This is a genomic window from Bradyrhizobium canariense (assembly GCF_900105125.1).
In the GTDB taxonomy this organism is placed as follows: Bacteria; Pseudomonadota; Alphaproteobacteria; order Rhizobiales; family Xanthobacteraceae; genus Bradyrhizobium; species Bradyrhizobium canariense_A.
The window spans coordinates 2,246,366-2,270,845 of record NZ_LT629750.1 but is presented as its reverse complement, the minus strand read 5'-3'; the positions used below and the strand labels follow the sequence as shown (position 1 = coordinate 2,270,845).

The window sequence follows — 24,480 nt, the reverse complement described above, 5'->3', positions numbered from 1 at the left end:
TTTCCTCGTTCAGGCTTCGTGCACATAGGACCCCGGCGCATCGGCAAGCGCCGGATAGCCCTTATCCGGAGCACCCAGGGATGGAGGCGAAATCGGCCCGCGGGAATGCGCGTTCAGCCAGGCTACCCAATCTACCCACCACGAACCCTCATGTTCGGTGGATTTCGCCACCCACTCGTCCGGAGAGATGAAAGATCCCTGTTCCGGCCGATGCTCGATGCGGTAATGCCGATGTGGATGTCCGGGTTCGCTGACGATGCCGGCATTGTGACCGCCGGAAGTGAGAACGAAGGTGATGTCGCCTTCATTGAGCAGATGAATCTTATAGACGGAATGCCATGGCGCCACGTGATCCGCCTCGGTGCCGACCGCAAAAATCGGCCCTCGAATGGCCGAGACTGCGACCGGCCGGCCTTCGACGCGATACCGGCCCTCCGCAAGATCGTTGTGCAGGAACATCTTGCGAAGATATTCGGAATGCATCCGGTATGGCATCCGCGTCGCATCTGCGTTCCATGCCATCAAGTCGCTCGGCTGCTCGCGCTCACCCAGAAGATAAGTCTTGATCACGCGCGACCAGACAAGGTCGTTCGACCGCAGCATCTGAAACGCGCCAGCCATCTGGCTGCTGTCGAGATAGCCTTGCAGCCACATGACATCGTCCAGCAGCGCCAGCTGGCTCTCATCCGTGAAGAGCTGGAGTTCGCCGGCCTCCGTAAAGTCGGTCTGGGCCGCCAACATCGTTACGGTGGCGAGACGATCGTCGCCATCCCGCCCCATGGCAGCGGCGGCGATCGAAAGCAATGTCCCGCCCAGGCAGTAGCCGCAGGTATGGACCTTGCTCGTCCCGCAGATATCGGTGACAGCTTCCAGTGCGGCCATGACACCGAGCCGCCGGTAATCGTCTAACGTCACATCGCGAAGCTCGGCCGTTGGATTACGCCAAGAGATACAGAAGACGGTAAAGCCCTGCGAGACCAGGTAACGGATCAACGAGTTGGTCGGCGACAGGTCGAGGATGTAGTATTTCATGATCCACGCCGGGACGATCAGAATGGGTTCGGGCCGAACTTTCTCTGTCAGCGGCGCATACTGGATCAGTTCGATGAGTTGATTGCGCAGGACCACTTTGCCCGGTGTAACGGCGACGTCCTGTCCGACAGCAAATCCCTTGACCTCATCCACAGGCAGCCCGTGCGCGGTACGCCGAATATCTTCCAGGTAATTCTGGAAGCCCTTGGCAAAATTTCGGCCGGACCCTTTGGCTGTCGCTGCCATCACTTCGGGATTGGTCAGTGCGAAGTTCGATGGGGAGAACACGTCCAAAATCTGACGGGCCGCAAAGGAGACCACATCACCGTGTGCCTTTGCCACGCCCGGAGGACCAAGCGTGGCGTCACGCCACCACTCTTCCCCGAGCAGGAACGCCTGGCTAATCAAGTTGAATGGTGGGTGCGACCACGCCGGATCCGAAAACCGGTGGTCTCCGTGTACCGGCTTAGTCCAGCGCTCCGGTGAGGACAATCGAACCCATTGCTGAAGGCCCTTTTCTGCCAGTTCGAGCTTCCGACCTGGCGCGTTCGCCAGATGGAGGGCCCAATCCAGATAGGCAAGCGTCAACGAAACCGGAGACAGTGACCCGCTGAAGCGGGCCTCGCGCGCATGCACAAGACGGTCGAGGGTATCCGACGTTGCGCACGTTACCGTTTCGACGGCAGCCGGGGACGCCGATGCCATCTCAGGCCGCGACGTCTTTACCTCGGCATTCAGGTGGGGACTGACGCCCGATTCCTGCAGCTTTGATCCCTTTTGGGATGCAGAGACGGGTGCACTGGGATTGGATACATCCGCGTCTACCGTTGGGACGTTTTCCGCAGGAGACGTCTCCGATGCGTCATTGTTCGATTCAACGGGCTTTGGTTCTTCCTTGCTCACCGCCGATGAGGCCACTTTCTTTGCGGAACTCGAATTTGTCATACGACGCTCCTGGAAAATAAGCCTCTTGCGAAGCGATGACGTGCCGCAGCGGAAGGGGCGGAAACTGGTCCTTCAATGTATAGGCGCGGTATCCGGTCCAGGGTTGATCAGGATCAACAGACCCACGGCGCATGCGCCGGCATGAAGGCCCGGCGGGAGAGGGGCGTGAGCGCGTCGCGGGCTGGATGCCGCGCCACGTGGCCTTTCCGATCAGCCATTACGACCCGAGCAAGATCTTGCAAATCGCGACGGACTGGCAGGCCATCAAGCCTTTGTTTACCCGGCGAATAAGGCTTGTGCCGCGCCCGAATTCAGGAGTCGCCGAGTCGCAAAAGAGTCAATCGCTTCCCACCAAATTTGTGCCGAGAGGGGCCCGCGCGACCCGCTCTATAGCTCCAGGGCGATCTGCGTGCGCCGCATCATGCGGAGGTGGCTGATGGGCAATTCGTTCGGGCTGTTCGCCGATCCGCTGGCGACGCTAAAGCGCAACTGCGTGACCCAGGCCATCGTCAGCGTTTCGGCGCTCGCTTCTACCGCCGTACGGCTGATGCAGGTAGTGCCGACGATGTTGAATGGCGCGCCGTGAGTTCTGGCGGGACTGAATAGTCCGGCGAGCCGTCTTCGAGCAGGTCCAAATGAAAAACCGGACCGTTATGCAGCAGCCATCTGCATAAGGGTCCGGCCTGACGTTTGTTGCAGCGGATATTCCGTCGGCAAAAACTGCCGCTTGTCCGTGCTGCAAAGGGCCCAACGGACTTAAAGATGCTATCCGCTTGCTCTGAGGATTTCGTCCGACGTTACTTCTTTTTCTTCTTGGTGGTCTTCTTTGCCTTTTTCGCTTTCTTCGCTTTCTTGGCCATGTTGCCCTCCGTGATCGCTAAAGTTAGTTCACTGCAAGTCGAGCATCGACGTGCATGGATTCAGAGTACACCATATTTTCGAAATTGATACTGCGCGATTCAAAGAAGGTAAACGACGGTCGCACCGTCGCGACTTCGCGAGCGAACGAAGCGCTCTCGTGATGTGTGGACACGGCACGCCTCGCCAACTCAAGACGGCAAGAAGCGCTCATGTGATTGCCGGCATTGGCGTGATGCGCGCCGTCGAGCGATCGGCGCCTCTACTCGACCCTGTCGCCGCCAGCTCACGGCAGCATCGCGGCGTCATCCCGCCGTATGCAAGGTCTCTTGCTCTGAGCCGAAACTACGATCGGAGCGCCGCGAGCTTGGGCAACGGCAGAGCGGAGCGCTACTTTGCTTCTGACCTTGATCGGCCTTCCGATCATGTTCGACGTCAGGGGATCGCAGCGATCGAAGTCGCCGCTGGCAGCGTGCAACAAACGGTACCGCACGCGCTCGGCCACTACAGCGATGCAGTACTGGTTCAAATCGATTGGATCGCCTCAAACTGCAAAGCGAAATGAGAACAACATGTTAGATAGGCATTTTTCAGCGGCGCCTTTGATGGACTGGACCGACCGAGTGGAAAAAGCAAAGCATCCTCAGTACTTAAGACGATCTCTACAGCCCGTGCAGTAGCAGAGCTGCACCGACCTCGCGGGTATCAACTGCGCAGCCTCGACCTGCCGCATGAATTGTTCACGGCGCTGGTGGTTTAGTGGAAAGCTGACGCGTCTCTGCGTATGGAATCGTGGGATCTTGACCACGCCGGGTGGTTTCGAAATGCGACACACATCAAATCAAACGCCGGCGGGTCGCTGACCAGCCTGCCTTGATAGCCGGATCGGCCCGGTTCAGCGCGATCGCGCGCTTGGGCTCGTCGCACTGAGTGTTTCGCGCAACGTCGTAACCGTCGCATATTTCTGCTCCATGTCGAACAGGTTGGCCTCGTGCGGGCCAATCGCGCGGTCTCCGACGCAATCGGAGACGACCAGCGGGCGAAATCCGAGCGACATGGCGTCAACCACGCTGGCCCGCACGCAACCGCTGGTGACCGCCCCCGCCACAACGAGTGTTTGCACACCGCGTTGGGTCAGCCAGGCCGCGAGGCCAGTGCCAAAAAAGGCCGACGGCACCTGTTTGCGCACGACGAGTTCACCCGGCTCGGGAGCAAGTTGGGATACGATGGCGCTGGCCGGCGCATTCTCCTTGAGGGTCAGCATGCCCGGGACTTTGAGCGAAAAGATATTGTGGTCCGAGCCGTCGTCGGCGAAGACGATGCGACTATGCGCGATCACCCATTGCTGCTGCCGCGCATGCGCCAGCAATCCCTTCGTGGTCTCGATCGCCGCGGCAATGTTGCCGCCGCCGAAAATGGCAGGATCGGCAAATCCATTGACGAAATCGACGATCAGCAGGCCGTAAGGCGGGCGCAATTCGAGTGATGCGCCAAACCCCTGCCGTTGATAGGTCTCGACCTCCTTACGCACGGCGTGCAACCGGCGTCGGGCCGTAGCCGTCGAGCACCTTGCCACGCCGGACCATTTCGACACCGTCGAGCGAGACCGTGCAATTGCGCATGGGAATGTCGATGTGACAGGCCGTGGTCCGGCTGCCGCCGGCCTCGTTGTTCGGCCCGAACGAGAACAGGAAATTGCCCTCGAATGCGCGTGGGTCCATACCGATGGTGGCCTCGCGATCATACATCGCCATGGTCGACCAGTGGGCTCGCGGCTGCAAGCCCCAGCCAATATGGGACATCGCATAGGCGTCCGGGTCGTTGTAAGTGGCCATATATTCCGAAAGAATGTCCGCATCGAATCCGCCTTCGATGCTGGTGCAGAATCCCTTCTCGATTTTGAAATGCACGCGGTCCCGCACATAGGATTTCATCGGCAGCAAGATGTCGCCACGCTCGAGAACGATCGTGCCCTCTGCTTCGCCCTCATTGGCCCATGTTAACGCAAAGCCGCTCGGCCAGTGGTCCCAGCGGCCGGGTTCGTCGACAAAGCCATATTCGCTAATCGCCGGAAATTGTCCGAGCGAGAAGCGCACGTCGGTCCCGGCTTCGGACGTGACATGCATCTCCTTTGCTTTGCCGATCTTTTCAGCGGCAGCCATCACGCGCTTCTTGTCGTCCATGGTGGGAACCATGCGCGCCAGCACTTCCGGCGGTTCGACCGCCAGCAGGATCTTGGTGCCTGACGATAGAATCTCATGTTGCTCGGGCGAGAACAACAGCGTCATCAGATCGAGCACGAGATCGCTGGCCTTGAGCGCTGCGATGGCGGCATGGTTTCCGGTGAGCGGCGTGGTGCCGAGGTAGGCCAGCGCGTCGCGGCTGATCGCCTTTTCGCCATTGACCGGCGGCAGATCGAGGCGATTGACGATAGCGCCCATGTCGGTTGCCGCCAGAATGGCACACGACAAGGTTTGCGGATGCGTTGACGCGCTGGTCAGCACGGTGACGAACTGGCCACGCTCCAGTTTCGACAATGCGAGAACCTGTTTCCAAGCCTGAATGAGATCATAATCGCTGACGGCCATCGTTACCTCCTGTGAGAAAGTGCTTCAATCGACCCGCGCGCCGAGAAACGCCTCGAACGCGCGATAGAATCCAGGCTCATTGTCCCAAGGGATCATGTGGCCGGCATCAGGTACGCGCGTGACCTCGATGCCGGGGCGCAGCGCTTTGATTTCAACGACATCGGCGTCGGTAACGACATCGCCGCGCGCAGCCAGGATAAGGCGCGCCGGGACGGCCACATGCGGCAGGTCGGCGTGAATATCGTCGGTGTGGAAACCGGCAAAGCTCTCCAGCATCGCGCGTTCATCGCAGGTGTGCAGCCATTCCGCGCGCAGGCGCAATTGCTCGTCTGTCCATGTCGGGCAGAAGTTGCGCATGGCATCGATGCCGGCGCCGCTGCGCGCTGCCGCCATCGAATCGACGTACCAGGCGAGATTGGCGGGGTAGGGTCGTCGGCCGGGGCCCGACACCGGCGGGTCGATCAGGACGACACGCGTCAGGCCGGAAGGATGATTGCGCGCGGCACGAATAGCGATGCGCGCTCCCATCGAGTGCCCGACGATGGCATAGCTCGGCAGGCCGAGTGCTTTCGCCGCTGCGGTGGCATCCTCGGCCTGCGCATCCAGGCTGTAATCTAGGCTGGTCGACGCCTCTGACAGGCCACGTCCACGGATATCGAGAATATACACGTCGAATGCGCGGCCGAGCTGCTCGCCCACAAAGCCCCATGTGATGGCGGGGCTCGTGATGCCCGGAAGCAGAATGATCGGGTCGCGGTCCGCGCGTGTGCCGCCGTAACGCAAATAATGCTGGCGTACGCCATTGGCGTGAACGTTGGCGCCATACAGAAAGTTGCTCATCGCGGTCTCCGTACGCATGGACAGTGGGGTCGGGTGAGCTCAGTAAGCGCCGGACAACAGCGCGCCCGCGCCCGGCACGACCGGATCGAGTTTCAACGCTTTCAGCATGGCGTAGGTGGTAGCGATTGCCGCGGTGACGACGGGCTTGCCCGTCATCGCCTCGACCTTCGGCACGGCCTCCAGCGAAGGCATCTGCACGCAGGCTGATAATACGATGGCGTCCGCATTGCCTGTATTCATCCCGGTGACGATGGCCGGAAGCCGCGATGGATCATGCCGGCCGACTTCGAGATTGTCGGAAATTTCCAGCGCACGCCACTCCGCCACGTCATACCCCTCGTTCCGGATGTAATCGATGACCATCTCCGTCAACGGCTTCATGTAAGGCGCAACCAGGCAGACCCGCTTCGCGCCGATCACCTTGAGAGCATCGACCAGCGCGCCGGCGCTGGTAACGACCGGTGCATCGGCGCCATTGTCTTTGGTGCGCTCCCGCAGACGGGCCTCGGAAGCGCGATGGTAGCCGTGTCCCATCGACATGATGGCAACCAGGCAGGCGTAGCCGAGTACATCGACGTGCGCATCGCTGAGCTCCAGCGCGCAGCGGTCGGACTCGGCGTCCATCGCCGCCAATTCATCCTTCTTCACCGTTTTCATGCGCATGCGGCTTGAATGGAAGGTGAAGCGCTCCGGCCGGATCGACTGACGTGCTGTCAGCATCGCCGGAATTTCCGTTTCCATCGTTGTGTTGGAGCTCGGGACGATCTGTCCGATACGATATAATTTTGGCATCGTCTCTCTCGCGATCAGTGGCTGATCTTCAGCAGGCGCGCGGCGTTGCCGAAGCAAACGAGTTGCCGAACCGCGTCGGAAAGCGGCGCGGTTTCGATGAAGTCTGCTGCGATCGTGCTGGATTCGTAGGGATAATCGACCGAGAACATCACGGCCTGTTCACCCATTTCGGCGAGGGAGCAGGAGAGTGCCGCGTGTGAGCAAACTCCTGATGTCGTGATGATGATATTGCGGCCGAAATATTCGGAAGGCCGCAGCTGCAACGTCACCCCCTGTGAATAGACGGCGAAGCGGCTGTCGAACCGCCACAGCAGCATCGGCAATCCTTCGCCCATATGACCGAGGATAATCTTGAGTCTGGGAAAACGGTCGAACACGCCGCTGAACAACAGACGCAGGGCATGCGATGCCGTCTCCACGCCCCAGCCCCAGACTGCGCCGGTCAATTCCGGACGATCGGCATAGGCGAGGGGAACCTGAAAATGATCGATCGGATGGAGATAGAACGGGACGTCGAGGTCCTGCATCACTTCCCAAAAGGCATCATAAGTGGGGAGATCATAATAGGTGCCGTGCGTATGGCCATTCACCAGCGCGCCCTTGAATCCGAGCGTTTTGACCGCACGTTCAAGTTCGCGCGCCGCCACCTTCGGATCGTGCATGGCCAACGTAGCGAATCCCGCAAGCCGCCTGGGATTGCGCGCAATCTGGCCTGCGAGATAGTCATTGGCCTTGATGGCCCGGCTTGCGGCCTGCGCCGCGTCAGTCTCGCCTTGCACGCTCGGGCCGGTCGGCGAGAGCACGGATATATCGATGCCGGCGCGGTCCATATCCGCAATGCGGATCTCGTGAAAATCGTCCAGCTTCGCGGACAATTCCGACTGTGCGGTATTGCCCATCAATTGCGTGAACGCTTTCGAATAGTTCTGGAAGCCCGGCGCCATGAAATGTTCTTCAAGCGCTATCTTTCGAATACGATCGGCCAATGTTTATGCTCCATATGCGCGGTGGTCAGATGTCGGTTGGCCTCGAACAGAACAGCGACCGTTTCATCTGCCTGCTGTGAAGCGAGTTGGTTTCCGATGGACGATGTCTCAAAATAGGATGTATACTGAGTTTATAAATTTGTTTAGGTTTCGCGTCAATCAGGGCTGTACTGATTTTTAAGAGGAAAGGTTGAGGGCTTGGCCGGTTCGTTTTATAGATACGCGATGAGCGAAATCGAGGAGCTGGTGCAGGCGCGGACGGACGACGCAGACTGGCACAGGCAGCTGCCGTTGCAGTCTCGAGTGGGGTATCTGATCCGCCGTCTCCACCAAATTCATTCCGCCATTTTCGTGGAGGAGTGCCGGGAGTTCGGCATCACGCCGGTCCAGTACGGCCTTCTGACGGCCCTGCATTGTTTTCCGGGTAGCGACCAGGTCAGTCTCGGCCGCGAGGTCGGGATCGACCGCACCAATGTGGCCGATGTACTTGAGCGGCTTTCGGAAAGAGGCCTGGTGCGCCGAGAGCGCAGTGTGAATGATAAGCGCTCTAAAATAGCCTTTCTCACGCCTGCGGGCGAAGCGATCCTGGAGCAGGGCAGGGCCGGCATGATGCGCGCGCAGGAGCGAATCCTGGCCCCCCTGGCGCCGCCATTCCGTCCGGCGTTTCTGGCTGTGTTGACCCAGTTGATCGATGGAAACAGTCAATCTGTTCCCTCGGAATCCGGGTTCGACGTCGAGCGCCGCCCGAGAAAAAAGCCGCACGCGCGGGACGACTCGAGCGGCTGATCGGACATCTGTCATGCCGGCCGTTTAGTCGGCCGGTTTCCTTCTGCTTGAGCTGCTGGAACCAGCGCGCGCCGGTGTTGGCGCGTCTCCGTTTTCCACAAAAGCCTCGGGACAGTTTAGGCGGAGATCCGCATAAATCGCAGCCATGTGCTCATCGAATTTTCGACGTTTGCGCGATAATTAATCAGTATAGCTCTCTTTTCTATTGAAATCCTCCAAAATAGAAAGGTAGTCTACGCCGGATTATTTCACCGATGGAGGCCTTCGTGCGAGCAAGCGCCATATTTGTCTGCGGTGTAGTGACGGCAGTCGCTGCGATGATTTCAACTTTCGCCAATGCAGCAGAGACGCTGCGCGTCCGCCTGGACTGGACCCCTTGGGGCGATCAAGCGCCATTTCATCTCGCCATGAAAAAGGGCTGGTTCGCCAAACAGGGGCTCGACGTCCAGCTCGAAGACGGCAATGGCTCGGTTTCGACCGTGCAGATCGTTGGCAACGGCGACTACGATCTCGGCCACGCGTCGCTCGCCACCATGGCAATTGCCCGCGCCAAGGGCTTGCCGGTCAAAGCGGTCGCGGACTTCATTCGTCAGAACGATATCGGCCTGATGGTCGGCAAGGACACCGGCATCAACACGCCGAAGGATTTGCGGGGCAAGAAACTTACCTTCACAGCCGGTTCGCTCGAAACTCCGTTTTTGGATCGTTTTATCGCCGCGGGCGGCCTGACGCGCAGCGAGGTGGAATTGACCAATGTCGACGCCGCCAACAAGGGCAGCCTCTATATGTCCGGCAGGGTCGACGGCGCGTTTTCGTCGGCGCCTTTCATGCAGCCGATCTTTGATCGTCAGCGCCCGACCAAGACAATCCGGTTCTCCGATTATGGCCTGGAGTTTCCGAGCTTCGGTCTGTTCGCGACCGAGGCGACGATCGCCGCAAAAGGCGATCAGATTCGTAAGTTCGCAAGTGTCGTCGCCGGTGCCTGGCAGTACATTCTGGATGGTCACGAGGCCGAAGGCGCTCAGGCCATCATCGATGCGCGTCCACAGGCAAAGTTGAACGCCGACGTGCTGCGCGAGCAGATTGAAATTCTGCGCGGCCTGGTTTCGACGCCCGCAACCGCCGGCAAGCCCATGGGCATTATGGCGGACGCCGATTGGGCCAAGGCGCTGGACACCCTGCAGCAGGGCAAGCTGATCGACCATGCCGATGCGCCCGGCGCTTATTACACCAACAATTTTATCGACGTGGCGCTGGTCAAGGAGATCGCCAATGGCGGCGAGTGAGCAGCGGGTATCGGCATTCTCTTATGTTCCCCGTGCCGTGGCGCCGCGCGCGATGATCTCCGCGCAAGGCGTGCAGAAGCGTTATGGCGACGCAAACGGCTTGCTTGCACTCGAAAACATCACCCTCGATATTGCCGAAGGCGAATTTGTCAGCCTTCTCGGCCCGAGCGGCTGTGGCAAAAGCACGTTTCTGCGTTGCCTTGCCGGACTGGAACGCCCGACCGGCGGATCGTTGCTGCTCGACGGCGCACCGATCAATGGGCCGCCGGAAAAGCTTGGCATCGCGTTCCAGCGCGACGCCTTGCTGGATTGGTTCTCAATCCTGGAAAACGCGTTGCTGCCGGCTGATTTCGGCGGTTACGACAAGAAAACATATGAGCCGCGTGCCCGCGAATTATTGAACATGGTCGGATTGAAGGATTTCACCGATGTCTATCCCAGTGCGTTGTCGGGCGGGATGCGGCAGCGCGCCGCGATTTGCCGTTCGCTGCTGCTGAAGCCTCGTCTTTTGCTGATGGACGAGCCGTTTGGTGCGCTCGACGCACTGACGCGGGATCAGTTGAACGTCGACCTGCACCACCTCTGGCAGCAACAACGCATGACGGTCGGCTTCGTGACGCATTCGATTTCCGAAGCCGTATTTCTGTCAACGCGCATCGTCGTTTTCAGTGCGCGCCCCGGCAAGATTGCCGAGGACATTCACGTCGATCTCCCCGACGACCGCAAGCTCGCGGTGCGCGATACACCGGATTTCATCCGCTACACCCAGCACATTCGCGGCTTATTCGAGAAAATGGGCCTGATCCACGACTGACGCGGCCGGAAATATCTGTCGAAAGGTCATCCTGCATTCCGGCCGAAGCGTCACGCATCCGTAGCAGCAGCCGCCGTCTTCGCGGCGAGGAGTTCATATGCAGCCGACAAACCGTTTGGTCCGTTTTGGCATTCCGCTGTTAGGCGCGGTCGCCTTCCTGCTGATCTGGGAAGCTGCCGCGCGGCTGGGGGCGATCAAGCCGGTTATTCTTCCGGCACCCTCGGCGATTGCCCGCGAACTCGCCGATGCGCCGATGTGGTTCGCGGAGCAGACTTTCTTCACGATCGGTGTCGCCTTGCTGGGATTTGCGGTAGCGGTTGTTCTCGGCGTTGCGTTCGCCGTCGCGATCGTCGAATGGCCGCTGCTCGACCAGTTACTTTTTCCCCTGTTCGTCGCGCTGAATAGTGTCCCCAAGGTCGCGATCGCGCCGTTGTTCATCATCTGGTTCGGCACCGGCGCCGAACCGAAAATCGCCATTGCATCCCTGATCGCGATTTTCGCGATCGTGATCGATACCGCGCTCGGCCTTCGCTCGGTGCCGCCGGATCAACTCGATCTGGCGAAGGCGTTGCGGGGATCGCGGTTGAAAGTGCTTCTGCGCATCAAGATGTATTGCGCGCTGCCGCACATGTTCGCGGGCTTCAAGGTGGCGCTATCGCTGTCGCTGGTTGGCGCCATCGTCGGTGAATTCGTTTCGTCGCAAAAGGGGCTGGGCTTTGCGATTTTGACGGCGCAGGGCTCATTCGATACGCCGCGCGTCTTCGCTGCGATTTTCATTCTGTCGGTGCTTGGCGTCGGGCTGATCGGCGCGCTCGATTTTGTCGAGCGGCTCGCATTGCCCTGGCACTACAAGAACCGGCAGGCGGGCGGTCATTGAGGACAGCTCCGGCCCTCAAGCCAATCTCCGTGTCCACAACCGCCTCCACGGGATTCTGAAGCCTTCATAAAATAAGTGGCATACATCGTTGTTGTGAATTGCGTCTGTCGTCTGAACCCAATTTTTCTGCCGATAAATCGTGTATTCTCTCGGAATTAATTCCGAGACGCATATCTTGAAATTTATAAATGGGTGTTATACTGAGTAAATTGTGGAGTTCGCACGGGAGAACATGATGACATGGCACGCCGCCATTTCGCTGGAGTTGTTGCGCCCCGATGGCGTGACCGGCGTTGAAATCGAGGGCGTTCCTGTCGCTCTCTATAAGCTTGGCGAACAAGTTTACGCGACCCACGGGATTTGTACCCATGCGCTGGCTTTCCTGGCCGATGGGTTTGTCGAAGACGGCAAGATCGAATGTCCGCTGCATCAGGGGCTGTTCGACATTCGCTCCGGCAAGGCGCTCTGCACGCCGCTGACGGAGGACATCAAAACCTACGCGGTGAAGGTCGAAGACGGCACGGTTTTTGTCGATCTGGATTCGTCTGCAGCACAAACGACCTTGGCCGCGGATGGTGTGGCACTCCCTGGCACGACCGCCGCGACAGCGGGCGGTGTTGCAACAGATGCGCGCGCTGGCGAACGGTTTATCATCGTGGGCGCCGGGCAGGCGGCGGCGGCGGCCATCCGCGCCATGCGATTGGCCGGCTTTGAGGGGGCGATCGATCTTGTTGGTGCCGAGCGTCATCTTCCTTACGAGCGGCCGCCTCTGTCCAAAAGCGTGTTGCTTGGGCAGGCTGGTGCGGATGATTGCGCGTGCCTGCGTTTCGCGGATCTGGACGTGCTGCGTGTAACCGCTCATCTGGGTAGGCGTGTGTCGACCATCGACGCACGGGCGCGTATCGCCACGCTCGACGACGGACGGATGCTCACCTATAGCGCATTGCTGATCGCGACCGGCGGCCAGCCCCGCCGCCTGACCATTCCAGGCGCGGATTTGCCCGGTGTCATGTATCTGCGTACGCTCGAGGATGCCGCTGCGATCGGCGACGTCATCCGCAAAGCAAAAACGGTCGCCATTATCGGCGGTGGTTTTATCGGCATGGAATTGGCCTCGGTAGCAGCTCAGCTGGGTCTTTCCGCAATAGTGCTGGAGCGAGAACCCGAACTGATGGCGCGCGTGATGCCCGCGCCGCTGGGCCGCGCATTTCGGCGGCTGGCAGAAAAGCATGGAGTTATCGTTCGCACTTCGACGTCGGTCGATGCGATTGAACGGATCGATGGAAAACTTGTCATCAAGACCCCCGGTGAACCGGTTGCCGCCGACATCGCGCTCGTTGGCATAGGGCTCGAACCGGACACCGCGCTGGCCGCTGCCTGCGGTTGCGATGTGCTGGGTGGAATTGTCGTCGATGCGGAAGGCCGCACCAATGTGCCCGGCATCTGGGCGGCCGGCGATTGCGCGCTCCATCACGCCGAGATCAACGGCCGGCGCGGGCGTCTTGAAAGCTGGCACAATGCCGAACAGCGGGGTGCCGCGGCCGGACGCTCGATGGCCGGCGCGCCGGCCGATACGGAGGCGGCGGTCCAGCCCTGGTTCTGGACGGATCAGTTCGGTCTCAACGTGCAGATCCTCGGCGTCGCGGCGTCGCATCATTCAGTCGCCCGCACCGGCGAGGATGGTGCCGCTGGCACGGTGTATCGGACGTTCGATCTGGCATCGGGCAAGCTGACATCGGTGGTCGCCTTTTCCTCGCCGCAGGCCATTCGCGCGGCGAGAACTGAACTCGAAAGTGTTGCACCTTTCGATCCAGCCGCTGCGGCTGCTGTCGTTCTCGATCAAGAAGACAAGGGAGATTCCATGAACGCGCACGCGAAGCTCTTGGAGCCTGTTTCATCGGAAGACAGGGCCAAAACCTATGTCTGGCCCGTGGAGGGGCTGACGCGGATACCTGACTGGGTCTACACCGACGAATTCATCTATCAACGCGAAGTCGAGCGGATCTTTCACGGTCGCTCGTGGAATTTTGTCGCGCTGGAAGACGAAGTACGCAACCCCGGAGATTTCATTCGCTCGCATGTCGGGCCGACGCCGGTTGTAGTGTCGCGCGCCGAAGACGGCACGATCCACGTGTTCGAAAACCGCTGCCTGCATCGCGCCGCCGAGTTCTGCCGCGAACTGCATGGCAACGCCAAAGAGTTCGTCTGCCCCTATCACCAGTGGTCTTACGATCTCAAGGGCAATCTGGCTGGCGTGCCGTTCAGGCGCGGCGTCAACGGCGCCGGCGGCATGCCGCCGGATTTCAAGACCTCCGAACACGGGCTGAAGCGGCTGACGGTCACCACCCATCGCGGCGTCGTGTTCGCCTCCTATTGCAACGATATGGAACCGCTCGCCGATTATCTCGGGCCCGAAATTCTCGCTGAATTCGAAGCGACCTTCGACGGCCGCATTCCGCGCGTTCTCGGCCATTATCGCCATAGCCTGCCGGGCAACTGGAAACTTTATCACGAGAATCTCAAGGACCCGTATCACGCCACTTTGTTACATACATTTCTGGTGACGTTCGGCCTGCTCGTCGCCGGCAACAAGTCACTGATGCTGGCCGACGCAACCGGACGCCATGGCGTGATGGCGTCGGCGAAATCCGACGCCAGCAAGATTGCCGCCGACACGAAGAAGGAAATGCGCGCCTACAAGGAAGGGATGTCGCTGTCCGACCCGCGTTTCATGAACTTTATCGACGAATTCAACAGCCCATGGTCCGTGACCATGATGACGCTGTGGCCGAACCTGATCATCCAGCGTGAGATGAATACGCTCGGCATCCGCCAGATCGTGCCCACCGGACCGAATGAGTTCATCATGAAATGGACGATGTTCGGCTTTGAAGGCGACGACGAGGAAATGACGCGTCATCGCCTGCGGCAAGGTAATCTGATGGGGCCTGCCGGCTTCCTTGGTCTGGAAGACAACGAGGCGATCAAGTTCGTGCAGGACGGCATGATTTCCGTGCCGAATGGCGAACATATGGTCGAACTCGAACCAGGCAATAACGGTACGTCCGACACGCTGATTTCGGAGGCGGCGATCCGCGGCATGTATCGATACTGGCGTGAGGTGATGGCGCTTTGATATTCACGGCTCTCGCTTGAGAACGAGGCTACGTCCGCCGCTTATTCGAGGAAACGAAAGCAATGTCTCCTGTAATCGACATTAAATCACGACAATCGGACAACAGAGACGCGCGCATCGAGCGCATGTTGCTCCGCGCGGAGATCGAACAATTCAACGCCGTCTACGGGATGGCGCTGGACGATCAGCGCCTGTCCGATTGGAGCGAGATGTTCACCGAGGATGCCAGTTATGTCGTCCTTTCCCGCGAAAATCATGATCGCGGCATGCCGGTTGGGCTGATCTACTGCGAAAACCGGGCGATGATCCGCGACCGTGCTTTTGCGCTGGAAAAAACCGCGATGTTCGCGCCGCGTTACCTGCGGCATTTCGTCAGTAATACGCAGGTGATCGGCGTCGATCCGGATGGCTCGATCCGTGCGAGTGCGAATTATCTGCTGCTGCAGGTATTGTTCGACCGCCCGGACGCAACGCTGCATCAGGTCGGCGTATATCACGACATCTTTCGCAGCAGTTCGGATGGATTGAAGCTGGCCAAACGCCATTGCGTCTACGACAATCTGCTGGTGCCAAATGCGCTTTGTCTGCCGGTCTGATCTGGGGAAAAGCGCGGCCGCAGATGGTGCGGCGCCCGGCGTCGATGACCATGGAGCTAGACGTGAGCGAAACCACATCTCCAACGGAAGGTATCGGCGCCCGCGTTCTTCGCAAGGAGGATGCGCGGCATTTGCGCGGTCGCGGCCAATTTGTTGGTGATCTTTTCATGGCGGGACTGCAGGAGGTGGCGTTTTTGCGCAGCCCCGTCGCGCATGCGCGTATTGTTTCGCGGACGCGACCTGCGGGCCATGATCATGCAATCTTCTTTCTCGATGATTTGAAGGGCGTTTTGCCCATTGTCACTCGTTCGTCCATTCCCGGCTACAAGGTTTCGGACTACCCGGTGCTTGCCCGGGAAAAGGTTCGGTTCGTCGGCGAGCCTGTCGCGATGTGCGTCAGCAAAAATCGCGCGGCGGCCGAAGATCTGACGGAACTCGTCGAGGTCGATTATGACGAGTTGCCGGCCATTGTCTCCTGTAACGGCGGACGCAAGGCCGATGCCGTGCAACTGCACGACAGCTGGGGCGACAATCTTTTTCTCGAAACGTCGTTCGACAGCGGTATCGGAGCGATCGCCGCAACGGCGCCCGTCGTCGTCGATCTCGATGTCTCCTGCGCGCGTCAGACCATGCATCCGTTGGAAGGCAAAGGTGTCCTCGCGTTCTGGGATCATCGCGCCGGACAACTCGTCGTCCACACATCCACCCAGGTGCCCCATCTCATTCGTGCGGGTCTTGCGGAGTGTCTGGGGCTGCCACAAGCCGTTATTCGCGTGATCGCGCCCGATGTCGGCGGCGGCTTCGGATACAAATGCCTGTTGCAGCCGGAAGAAATCGCCGTAGCGTGGCTGGCTACTACTTACAAGACACCGTTCCGCTGGACTGAGGATCGCCGCGAACATCTGGTCGCCGGCGCCAATGCACGGCAGCATCACTACAAGATCAAGGCCTATGCCGATACGCGCGGCAAGTTGCTGGGGCTCGACGCCGAAGTCTCGGTCGACACTGGCGCCTATTCAGTCTGGCCGTTCACGGCCTGTCTCGAGGCGGCGCAGGCCGGCGGCAATCTGCCGGGGCCCTATCATTTGACGGCCTATCGGGCCAAAGTATTTTCCGTCGCCACCAACAAACCGCCATTTGCGCCGTACCGCGGTGTCGCGCGGCCTGGCGTTTGCTTCGCCATGGAGCAGACGATCGATGCTATCGCCAAAGCTGTCGGCCGCGAGGCGTGGGAAGTGCGCGCCGAAAACCTCGTGGCCGCCAGCGCCATGCCCTACACCAACATTACCAACAAGCATTACGATTCCGGCGATTATCCGGGCGCGCTGCTCGAAGCAAAGGAGATGATCGGCCTGGATGCGTTTCGCGCCGGCGCGCGTCGCGACGCGCTCGGTCGATATCTGGGTGTCGGCTTCGCCAGTTATACCGAACAATCCGCTCATGGCACGAAGGTGTTCGCCGCATGGGGCCTTCCTCTGGTGCCGGGCTTTGACCAAGCCTTCGTCAAGCTGACGCCCGACGGCGCACTCGAAGTGCGCTCCGGCATTCACACCATCGGTCAGGGCCTGGAGACGACGCTGGCGCAGATCGCGGGTGAAGTCACCGGCGTTCCCTACAAGGATATTCGGGTAACGCTCGGCGACACCGCGACGACGCCCTTTTCGACCGGGGCCTACGCCTCACGCGGCATTGTGATGACCGGCGGCGCCGTTGCGCGCGCGGCCGAAGTTGTGGCTTTGCGCATCAAGGCCATCGCCGCGCATTTGCTGCAGGTCGGGCCTAACGCCGTGGCGTTCAAGAACGGGCGAATTCATGCGGGTGAGGCCAGCGTGTCCTACGAAGACATCGGGCGGGCCTGGTATATCCGCCCCGATCAATTGCCGGACGATGTCGATCGCGGGGGATTGGAGGCGACCGAGGGCTATAAGCCGCAAGTCGATGGCGGCGTGTTTTCCTACGCCAGCCACGCCGTTCGTGTCGCAGTCGATCCGGAAACCGGCCTTGTCGAAATCCTCGATTACGTCATCGTCGAAGATTGCGGAAAGATGGTCAATCCGATGATCGTCGAAGGCCAGACCTATGGTGGTGCGGCGCAAGGGGTAGGCACCGCCCTGTTCGAAGAAAGTCCTTACGACGACAGCGGCCAGCCGCTCGCTTCCACGCTGCTCGACTATATTCTGCCGGGTCCGGTGGAGTTGCCGAAATTCCGCATCGCGCATCGCGAGACGCTGTCGCCTTATTCCAAGTTCGGCATCAAGGGGGTCGGCGAGGGCGGCGCCATCGCGCCACCCGCCGCGATCATCAACGCGATCAACGACGCACTGGCGCCGTTAAATGCGACTTTGCGCGATGCACCGATGTCGCCGACGCGTATTCTGAAGGCGATCGCAGCCGCCAAGACCACAGCTAAGGCTGCGGCCGTGGCGCAGGTTGGCGGCAGGGTTAGCGCATGAAGCCCGCGGCATTCGACTACAAACGTGCCCGGACGTTGCCGGAGGCTGCTGAATTTCTTGCAGCTGGCAATGGCGACGCGAAAATTCTCGCAGGCGGTCAGTCACTCGCGCCGATGCTTCATCTGCGGCTTGCGCGCCCGCACATCCTGATCGATATCAAGCGCGCCGAAGGTTTGCGCGAACTCATGGGCGATGATAAGGTCATGTCCATCGGCGCGGGCTGGACGCACGCCGAAATAGAGGACGGGACGTTTGAAGATTCGACGCGCGGATTGATGCCATATGTCGCGCGCGGCATCGCTTACCGCGCTGTGCGCAATCGCGGCACGATCGGCGGCAGCCTCTCCCATGCCGATCCGGCGGCCGACTGGATTTCGACCACGGCGGCGCTGGGCGCGACGCTGGTATCGCAGGGCGCCGATGGCAGGAAACACCGCCTGTCCGCCGATACATTTCTAGAAGGGGCCTTCCAAACCAGGCTTGGCGCCAACGAGGTCTTGATTGCCATCGAGGCGCCGCGTCTCTCGGACAAGGCCGGATGGGGTTATTACAAAATCTGTCGCAAGAGTGGCGAGTTCGCCACTGCGATCGGCGTTGCCATTTTCGATCCCAAAAGCGGCTTGAGCCGGGTCCTTGCGGGGGCGACGGACGGTCCGCCGGTGCTATTGCCGGAAACGGCGAAGGTGCTGATCGACAAGGGCGCATCCGTCGCCGGCGACAGCGTCGAGGCTGAAATCGCATCTGTGCTGCTTGGCCACGATGCCGCCGCCCGGCAGTTGCATGCCACCGCAGTACGTCGCGCTCTCGATATGCTCGCCGTGAATTCGGATCGTTGAACATGACGGCAGTCACGCTTTCCATCAACGGTGCCTCAGTCACGGCCGATGTCGAGCCCCGTTTGCATCTGGCCGATTTCCTGCGTGGCAATCAGCATCTTACCGGCACGCATCTCGGTTGCGAGCAGGGTGTTTGCGGTGCCTGCACGGTGCTGATCGACGGCAAGCCGCAGCGCTCGTGTCTGGCCTTCACCGTTGATTGCGACGGCGCCACGATCCGGAGTATCGAGGATTTCGATGATGATCCACTGATGGGCGAATTGCGCGACGCGTTCAGCGCTTCGCACGCCTTGCAATGCGGCTTCTGTACGCCGGGCATGCTGGCCAGCGCACGTGATATTGTCAGCCGCTTGGGTGAGGTGTCGGAGCAAAGAATTCGCGAGGAGTTATCCGGCAATATCTGTCGGTGTACCGGCTATGTCGGAATTGTCGAGGCGATTCGCGCGGTGTCCCTTGGCAAACAGCCTGCGATCGCCGGCGCCGTCGCCGTGCACGCGCAGAAGACAATCGAGCGAGGCGGCCTGACCGAAGCGCCTGTCGTTATCCCGGTTGCTCGCCCAGCGGCGTCGGCGTTGCCCACAGGCGCCGGCGCGGGGACGTCGATCGAAGAGCGCATCACGATCAAGGCAGCGCCGGACAAGGTTTGGGAAGCGTTGTCGGATTTGCGGCGTGTGGCGTCGTGTCTGCCGGGCGCCGAAATCACCGAGATCGACGGCGACACCGTCAAGGGAAGGGTTCGTATTGCCCTCGGACCGATCAAGCCGGCGTTCAGCGGCGAAGCGCATGTGACCATGGACGCAGCCAAACGCGAGGGCAAAATGGCCGGACGCGGGCGCGATTCCGGCGTCGGGTCGTCCGCTGAAGGCGAGGCTCGCTGGCACGTGATCGACGGCAATGCGAATGATACCGTCGTCGTGGTGCAACTGACCTGGCGATTGACCGGTCCGCTCGCACAATTCAACCGTTCGGGTCTGATCCAGGATGTTGTGCGCCGCCTCGCCGCGGCATTCGCTATCAATCTCGAAGCCTCGATTGACAATAGAGCGCCGCCTCTGGCCGCTTCCCAGGGCATCAGTGCTTTTGGGTTGCTCTGGTCGGTTATCAAGGTCCGATTGTTCGGGAGGTGATGAAACCGCAATCATACAAACCGGGTGGCCTCATCTCGTCGTCGAGGTCAGCAAATAGTGTTGTCGTGCTGTTGCGACTGCACAACGGCGGTCAATCCACCTCGATAAGTCCGCTTCGGACTTGCTGACGCGACAAAAACGGTTTCATCACGAAGGATGCGATTGTGGAGATAATCTCTCCGTTCGCTTTTACATTCAAAATTCCATTTCATTGACGAGCGTAGTTCGGCCGCGCATCATCCAGGCATGATTTCAACGAGGCGAGAGCTTAGCTCGCCGGAATTGAACTGAGTTCACGGATTGCCATCGGGTTCACATCGGGGCCGCGACGTTAGCGTTGCGTCGACGACGACCCATGGCGCTCGCATGCAGGAAAACAAATGTCACACGACATCAGACGGAACAAAGTGTTGCTGGACCGGCGTGCGTTGTTGCGCGCCGGGGCGGCGGCAGCGGCAGCGGCAGCGGCAGCGGTCGCGGCGCCGATCAGCGTGTTCGGCGCGCAAGCTTTTCCATTGGGCGCGGCGACGCCAGCTATCGACTTTTCGGAATTTCCAATTTGCAAAACGTCATCCGACGCGCCAGCGCTCACCGGTGCACCGCGCAAGCTGAAACTGTCCTGGAATGCCGGCGCGGTCTGCCTCGCACCGTTGCCGGTGGCCATCGATCACGGTTTCTTCCAGAAGCAAAATCTCGATGTCGAGTTGGTAAATTACAGCGGGTCCACCGATCAGCTGCTTGAGGCGATCGCGACCGGCAAGACCGATGCAGGCCTTGGAATGGCATTGCGCTGGCTGAAGCCGCTTGAGCAGGGCTTTGATGTCAAGATCGCGGCAGGAACGCATGGCGGCTGCATGCGTGTTTTGTCGCGGGTGAATTCGGGCGTCGACAAGCTGGCCGACCTCAAGGGAAAGGTCGTCGCGGTCGGTGATCTCGCCGGTCCCGACAAGAACTTCTTTTCGATTCAGCTCGCCAAGCAGGGCATCGATCCGAACAAGGACGTCGACTGGCGCGCCTATCCCGGCAACCTCCTGCAGCTCGCCATCGAGAAGGGCGAAGTGCAGGTGTTCCTGGCGTCCGATCCGATCGCTTACCTCTGGTTGAAGGACAGCACTTACAAGGAAGTCGCATCCAATCTGGACGGCGAGTACAAGGACAAGACGTGCTGCATCGTTGGATTGCGCGGCAGTCTGGTGCGCGAGGAACCGCTGGTCGCGCGCGCGATCACCCAGGCGCTGCTCGATGCCGCGATGTTCACGGCACAGAATCCGGACAAGGCCGCCGCGTCGTTCCAGCCCTACGCGCCGAAGGCCGCAAGTCTCGACGATCTGCAGGCGATGGTCAGATATCACACCCACCACCATCATCCCGTCGGGGGCGTGCTCAAGCAGGAGCTGAAGGCTTATGCGGATGATCTGAAACTCGTGTCTGTTTTCAAACCCAGCACTGATACGGCAAAGTTTGCGGAGCGGATTTATGTCGATGTATTCAGAGGTGTCTAGAGCCGCCGCGCTGGCGCAATCCGCGGAAGAGGGGGCCGCCATTGTGGCGCGGCCGCTGTCGCTTCCTTCGTCCTGGCTGGCAAATGGAGCTGCGGCGTTCGCGAGCCTGGCGTGGGCCGGCTTCGGTCTCTCATGCCTGTTGTGGGAGGATCTCGGCGACTGGGCGCGGACCCATGAACTGGCCGTCGCAGCATTCGTTATCGCCGGCGGCATTCTGCTCGGGACCTTGAGCGGGAGCAGGCTGGGACGTTTCGGGGCGGGCCTGCAACAGCGAGCGCCATGGCTGCTGGCGCTCGGGGTGTTCTTGACCGTATGGGAGCTTGCAACCGCCAAGTTTGCGTGGCTGCCGCTGCCGTTTTTTCCGCCGCCGCAAGCCATTATCGAGGTCTATACCGATGACCTTCCCAAGCTTCTCGCCAGCACCTTTGCATCGGTCAAGCTTCAGCTCGGCGGTTATGCGATTGGCGCCGCGATCGGCTTTCTCACCGGCGTATCGATTGGTTGGTCTCGCGCTGTAGGCTACTGGGTGCATCCGATCCTGCGGTTCATCGGACCGTTGCCGGCGACGGCATGGCTTCCGTTCGCGTTCTTTACGTTTCCGTCGAGCTGGAGCGCGAGCACTTTCCTGATCGCATTGGCCACCGGATTTCCGGTCACGGTGTTGACCTGGTCCGGCGTAGCAAGTGTCAGCAGCGCCTATTACGATGTTGCGCGAACCCTTGGAGCCAAGCCGTCGTTCCTGGTGCTGAAGGTCGCAATTCCCGCAGCGCTGCCGCATGTCTTCGTCGGCCTGTTCATGGGCCTCGGCTCATCCTTCGCCGTTCTCGTCGTCGCCGAAATGATCGGCGTCAAGGCCGGTCTCGGTTGGTATCTGCAATGGGCCCAGGGCTGGGCAGCGTATGCGAACATGTATGCGGCGCTGATCGTGATGTCGCTATTGTGCTCGGGCGCGATCACGCTTCTGTTCAGGACGCGCGACCGGCTGCTGGTCTGGCAAAAGGGCGTCGTGAAATGGTAGCGCTTGCGGTCGCCAAAGCGAGCGGGCCGGCCGCCGTCGGCGCTTCGCTCGATGTCGAAGGCGTCAGTCATGCCTTCGACATCGACGGAGCCGTGCTGCCGGTATTGGACAATGTCAGCTTCGGGCTGGAGCCGGGCGAATTCGTCGCGCTGCTCGGTCCGTCCGGATGCGGAAAATCAACCTTGCTGCGTCTGGTTGCAGGCCTTGAGCCGCCGCGGTCGGGCACGTTGCGCGAGGACGGCGATCTCATCACCGGGCCATTTCCCTCGCGGGTGGTGGTGTTTCAGGATCCGACGCTGTTTCCATGGCGCACGGTCTGGCACAACGTTGGGCTCGGGCTCGAAGCCCAGGGCATTCTGAAAAGCCAGCGTCATCGCGTCGATGCGGCGATCGACCTGGTCGGGCTTTCGGGGTTCCGCAACGCCTATCCGCATCAGCTTTCGGGCGGCATGGCGCAGCGCGTCGCGCTGGCGCGGGCGCTCGTCAACGACCCCAGGATACTTGTCCTTGATGAACCGCTCGGCAAGCTCGATTCGCTGACGCGCATCACGATGCAGGCGGAAATCGCCTCGCTCTGGCAGCGCAGCGGATTCACCACGCTGTTGGTGACCCACGATGTGGAAGAAGCCGTGTTCCTGGCCAACCGCGTGATCGTCTTCAGCGAACGGCCCGCGCGCATCAAGGCCGACATCCGCGTCGATTATCCCTATCCGCGGCACCGCGGCGATCCCGGCTTGGCGGAACTGCGGCGGCACATTCTGGGCCTGCTCGGCCTCGATTCAACCTGGTGAGCGTGCGGGACAATCCGGTACGCAAGGAGCCTCCGATGGATGCAAGCCTTGGAATTTTTCCTGGGATTTTCGACAAGGCAAATTGGCTTGCGTCGGAATTTGCCGAGCGAGCTGGCCAACATGATCGCGACGCCAGCTTTCCGTTCGAGAATTTCAACCGCTTGTCCGAAGCGGGACTACTGGCGTTGACCGTGCCGGCCGCGTTAGGAGGGTCCGGCGCCGGGGCGCGCGATACGGTGCGGATTCTCACCATATTCGGAAGAGCGGATCCATCGACCGCTTTGGTGCTGTCGATGCATTACATTCAGCACCTGGTGATGGCGAGAAGTACGCGATGGCCCGGCCGGCTCTCGCGCAAGCTGGCGCGGGAAACCGTCGAAGGCGTGGCCTTGATCAATGCTCTTCGTGTCGAGCCGGACCTGGGCTCGCCCTCGCGCGGCGGGTTGCCGGCGACGATCGCACGCAAGACCGAGGCGGGATGGCGGCTTACTGGCCGCAAGATCTATTCGACCGGTGCGCCGATCCTGAAGTGGTATGCGGTGTGGGCGAAGACCGACGAACCTGATGTGCGTGTCGGCTTGTTTCTGGTTCGCGCGGGACTGCCGGGGACGCGCATCGTCGAGACCTGGGATCATTTGGGGCTGCGCGCCAGCGGCAGCCATGACATCGTGTTCGAGGACGTCGTGTTTTCGCTCGATCACGAAATCGACGTCCGTAAACCGGACGATTGGCGGGTACCGGATTTTACCCAGGCGACGGTTCACGCGATTTTCGTTGCCGCGATTTACGATGGCATCGCGCAAGCCGCGCGTGACTGGCTGATCGGCTTCCTGAAAACCCGCGTGCCGGCCAATCTCGGTGCGCCGCTGGCCACGCTGCCGCGCGCGCAGGAGATTCTTGGTGGTATCGAGGCGCGTCTGGCGGTCAATTCACGCCTGATCGACAGTTTTTCCGGGGACTTCGATGACGGCGTTCTATTGAGCGCCGTCGAATCCAACATCATCAAGTCGACGGTTACGAACAACGCGGTCGCAGTCGTCGAAGACGCCCTGTCGCTCACCAGCAATCACGGCCTGACACGTGCCAATCCGCTGGAGCGGCATTATCGCGATGTGCTGTGTGGCCGGGTTCATACGCCGCAGGACGATGCAACAAGGGTGAGCGCGGGGCGTTTGGCGCTGGGCCTCTGAGCGTTGATCGACACAAAAAGGGAGTTT

21 protein-coding genes are annotated in these 24,480 nt (G+C 60.5%); 15 read left to right on the top strand and 6 right to left on the bottom strand.

The features are described 5' to 3' along the window. Positions 1-9: 9 nt before the first annotated feature. Entirely contained in the window at positions 10-1,737 is a 1,728-nt protein-coding gene (locus BLV09_RS11000; RefSeq protein ID WP_146691062.1) for a PHA/PHB synthase family protein, read from the bottom strand. Positions 1,738-2,413: 676 nt separating this feature from the next. Between BLV09_RS11000 and BLV09_RS37205 the strand changes: the two genes are divergently transcribed. Both BLV09_RS37205 and BLV09_RS10995 read left to right on the top strand, forming a co-directional pair. Further along, positions 2,414-2,563, top strand: a complete 150-nt coding sequence (locus BLV09_RS37205) for a hypothetical protein (RefSeq protein ID WP_157809827.1) — start codon at positions 2,414-2,416, stop codon at positions 2,561-2,563. Between the two features lie 486 nt (positions 2,564-3,049). Then, positions 3,050-3,400 (top strand): hypothetical protein, encoded by a 351-nt coding sequence (locus tag BLV09_RS10995; RefSeq protein ID WP_146687301.1) that lies wholly within the window; start codon positions 3,050-3,052, stop codon positions 3,398-3,400. Between the two features lie 330 nt (positions 3,401-3,730). On the opposite strand, the gene BLV09_RS10990 is transcribed toward BLV09_RS10995, so the two are convergent. The 5 genes from BLV09_RS10990 to BLV09_RS10970 are packed head-to-tail and all read right to left on the bottom strand — an operon-like array spanning position 3,731 to position 8,041. Beyond that, positions 3,731-4,366 (bottom strand): isochorismatase family protein, encoded by a 636-nt coding sequence (locus tag BLV09_RS10990; protein ID WP_146687300.1) that lies wholly within the window; start codon positions 4,364-4,366, stop codon positions 3,731-3,733. Then, entirely contained in the window at positions 4,359-5,423 is a 1,065-nt protein-coding gene (locus BLV09_RS10985) for a 2,5-dihydroxypyridine 5,6-dioxygenase (RefSeq protein WP_100381000.1), read from the bottom strand. Before BLV09_RS10985 ends, BLV09_RS10990 begins: the two co-directional genes overlap by 8 nt. 24 nt (positions 5,424-5,447) lie before the next feature. Beyond that, positions 5,448-6,263 carry an alpha/beta fold hydrolase gene (locus BLV09_RS10980; RefSeq protein ID WP_100381001.1) on the bottom strand — a complete coding sequence of 272 codons (816 nt, stop codon included), beginning with the start codon at positions 6,261-6,263 and terminating at the stop codon, positions 5,448-5,450. Between the two features lie 39 nt (positions 6,264-6,302). Beyond that, a complete protein-coding gene (locus tag BLV09_RS10975) occupies positions 6,303-7,055 on the bottom strand; it encodes a maleate cis-trans isomerase family protein (protein WP_100381002.1) in 753 nt (250 codons plus the stop codon). A gap of 14 nt (positions 7,056-7,069) precedes the next feature. Then, positions 7,070-8,041, bottom strand: coding sequence for an amidohydrolase family protein (locus BLV09_RS10970; RefSeq protein WP_197685040.1), 972 nt, complete (start codon positions 8,039-8,041; stop codon positions 7,070-7,072). A 225-nt stretch (positions 8,042-8,266) separates the two neighbouring features. Between BLV09_RS10970 and BLV09_RS10965 the strand changes: the two genes are divergently transcribed. The 13 genes from BLV09_RS10965 (at position 8,267) to BLV09_RS10905 (ending at position 24,453) form a co-directional block, all read left to right on the top strand. Then, positions 8,267-8,827, top strand: coding sequence for a MarR family winged helix-turn-helix transcriptional regulator (locus BLV09_RS10965; protein ID WP_146687299.1), 561 nt, complete (start codon positions 8,267-8,269; stop codon positions 8,825-8,827). Between the two features lie 317 nt (positions 8,828-9,144). Beyond that, a complete protein-coding gene (locus BLV09_RS10960; RefSeq protein ID WP_167558697.1) occupies positions 9,145-10,113 on the top strand; it encodes an ABC transporter substrate-binding protein in 969 nt (322 codons plus the stop codon). Continuing rightward, a complete protein-coding gene (locus BLV09_RS10955; RefSeq protein WP_146687297.1) occupies positions 10,100-10,927 on the top strand; it encodes an ABC transporter ATP-binding protein in 828 nt (275 codons plus the stop codon). The genes BLV09_RS10960 and BLV09_RS10955 overlap by 14 nt, the downstream gene beginning before the upstream one ends. A gap of 97 nt (positions 10,928-11,024) precedes the next feature. Continuing rightward, entirely contained in the window at positions 11,025-11,804 is a 780-nt protein-coding gene (locus BLV09_RS10950) for an ABC transporter permease (RefSeq protein WP_146687296.1), read from the top strand. A gap of 235 nt (positions 11,805-12,039) precedes the next feature. Beyond that, positions 12,040-14,940, top strand: a complete 2,901-nt coding sequence (locus BLV09_RS10945) for an FAD-dependent oxidoreductase (protein ID WP_146691061.1) — start codon at positions 12,040-12,042, stop codon at positions 14,938-14,940. A gap of 62 nt (positions 14,941-15,002) precedes the next feature. Further along, positions 15,003-15,536, top strand: coding sequence for an aromatic-ring-hydroxylating dioxygenase subunit beta (locus BLV09_RS10940; protein WP_100381007.1), 534 nt, complete (start codon positions 15,003-15,005; stop codon positions 15,534-15,536). Between the two features lie 62 nt (positions 15,537-15,598). Next, a complete protein-coding gene (locus tag BLV09_RS10935) occupies positions 15,599-17,989 on the top strand; it encodes a xanthine dehydrogenase family protein molybdopterin-binding subunit (protein WP_244549039.1) in 2,391 nt (796 codons plus the stop codon). Continuing rightward, complete coding sequence (locus tag BLV09_RS10930) at positions 17,986-18,825, top strand: FAD binding domain-containing protein (RefSeq protein ID WP_146687295.1); 840 nt, start codon at positions 17,986-17,988, stop codon at positions 18,823-18,825. Before BLV09_RS10935 ends, BLV09_RS10930 begins: the two co-directional genes overlap by 4 nt. A 2-nt stretch (positions 18,826-18,827) precedes the next feature. Continuing rightward, positions 18,828-19,952 carry a xanthine dehydrogenase family Fe-S subunit gene (locus BLV09_RS10925; RefSeq protein WP_146687294.1) on the top strand — a complete coding sequence of 375 codons (1,125 nt, stop codon included), beginning with the start codon at positions 18,828-18,830 and terminating at the stop codon, positions 19,950-19,952. A 380-nt stretch (positions 19,953-20,332) separates the two neighbouring features. Beyond that, on the top strand, positions 20,333-21,454 hold the full coding sequence (locus tag BLV09_RS10920; RefSeq protein ID WP_146687293.1) for an ABC transporter substrate-binding protein: 1,122 nt from the start codon (positions 20,333-20,335) through the stop codon (positions 21,452-21,454). Next, positions 21,429-22,472, top strand: a complete 1,044-nt coding sequence (locus BLV09_RS10915; protein WP_244549038.1) for an ABC transporter permease — start codon at positions 21,429-21,431, stop codon at positions 22,470-22,472. Before BLV09_RS10920 ends, BLV09_RS10915 begins: the two co-directional genes overlap by 26 nt. After that, entirely contained in the window at positions 22,466-23,263 is a 798-nt protein-coding gene (locus tag BLV09_RS10910) for an ABC transporter ATP-binding protein (RefSeq protein WP_146687292.1), read from the top strand. Before BLV09_RS10915 ends, BLV09_RS10910 begins: the two co-directional genes overlap by 7 nt. 35 nt (positions 23,264-23,298) lie before the next feature. After that, the gene (locus BLV09_RS10905; RefSeq protein WP_146687291.1) at positions 23,299-24,453 is read left to right on the top strand and encodes an acyl-CoA dehydrogenase family protein; all 1,155 of its coding nucleotides are present in this window, start codon (positions 23,299-23,301) and stop codon (positions 24,451-24,453) included. The last annotated feature ends 27 nt before the right edge of the window (positions 24,454-24,480 follow it).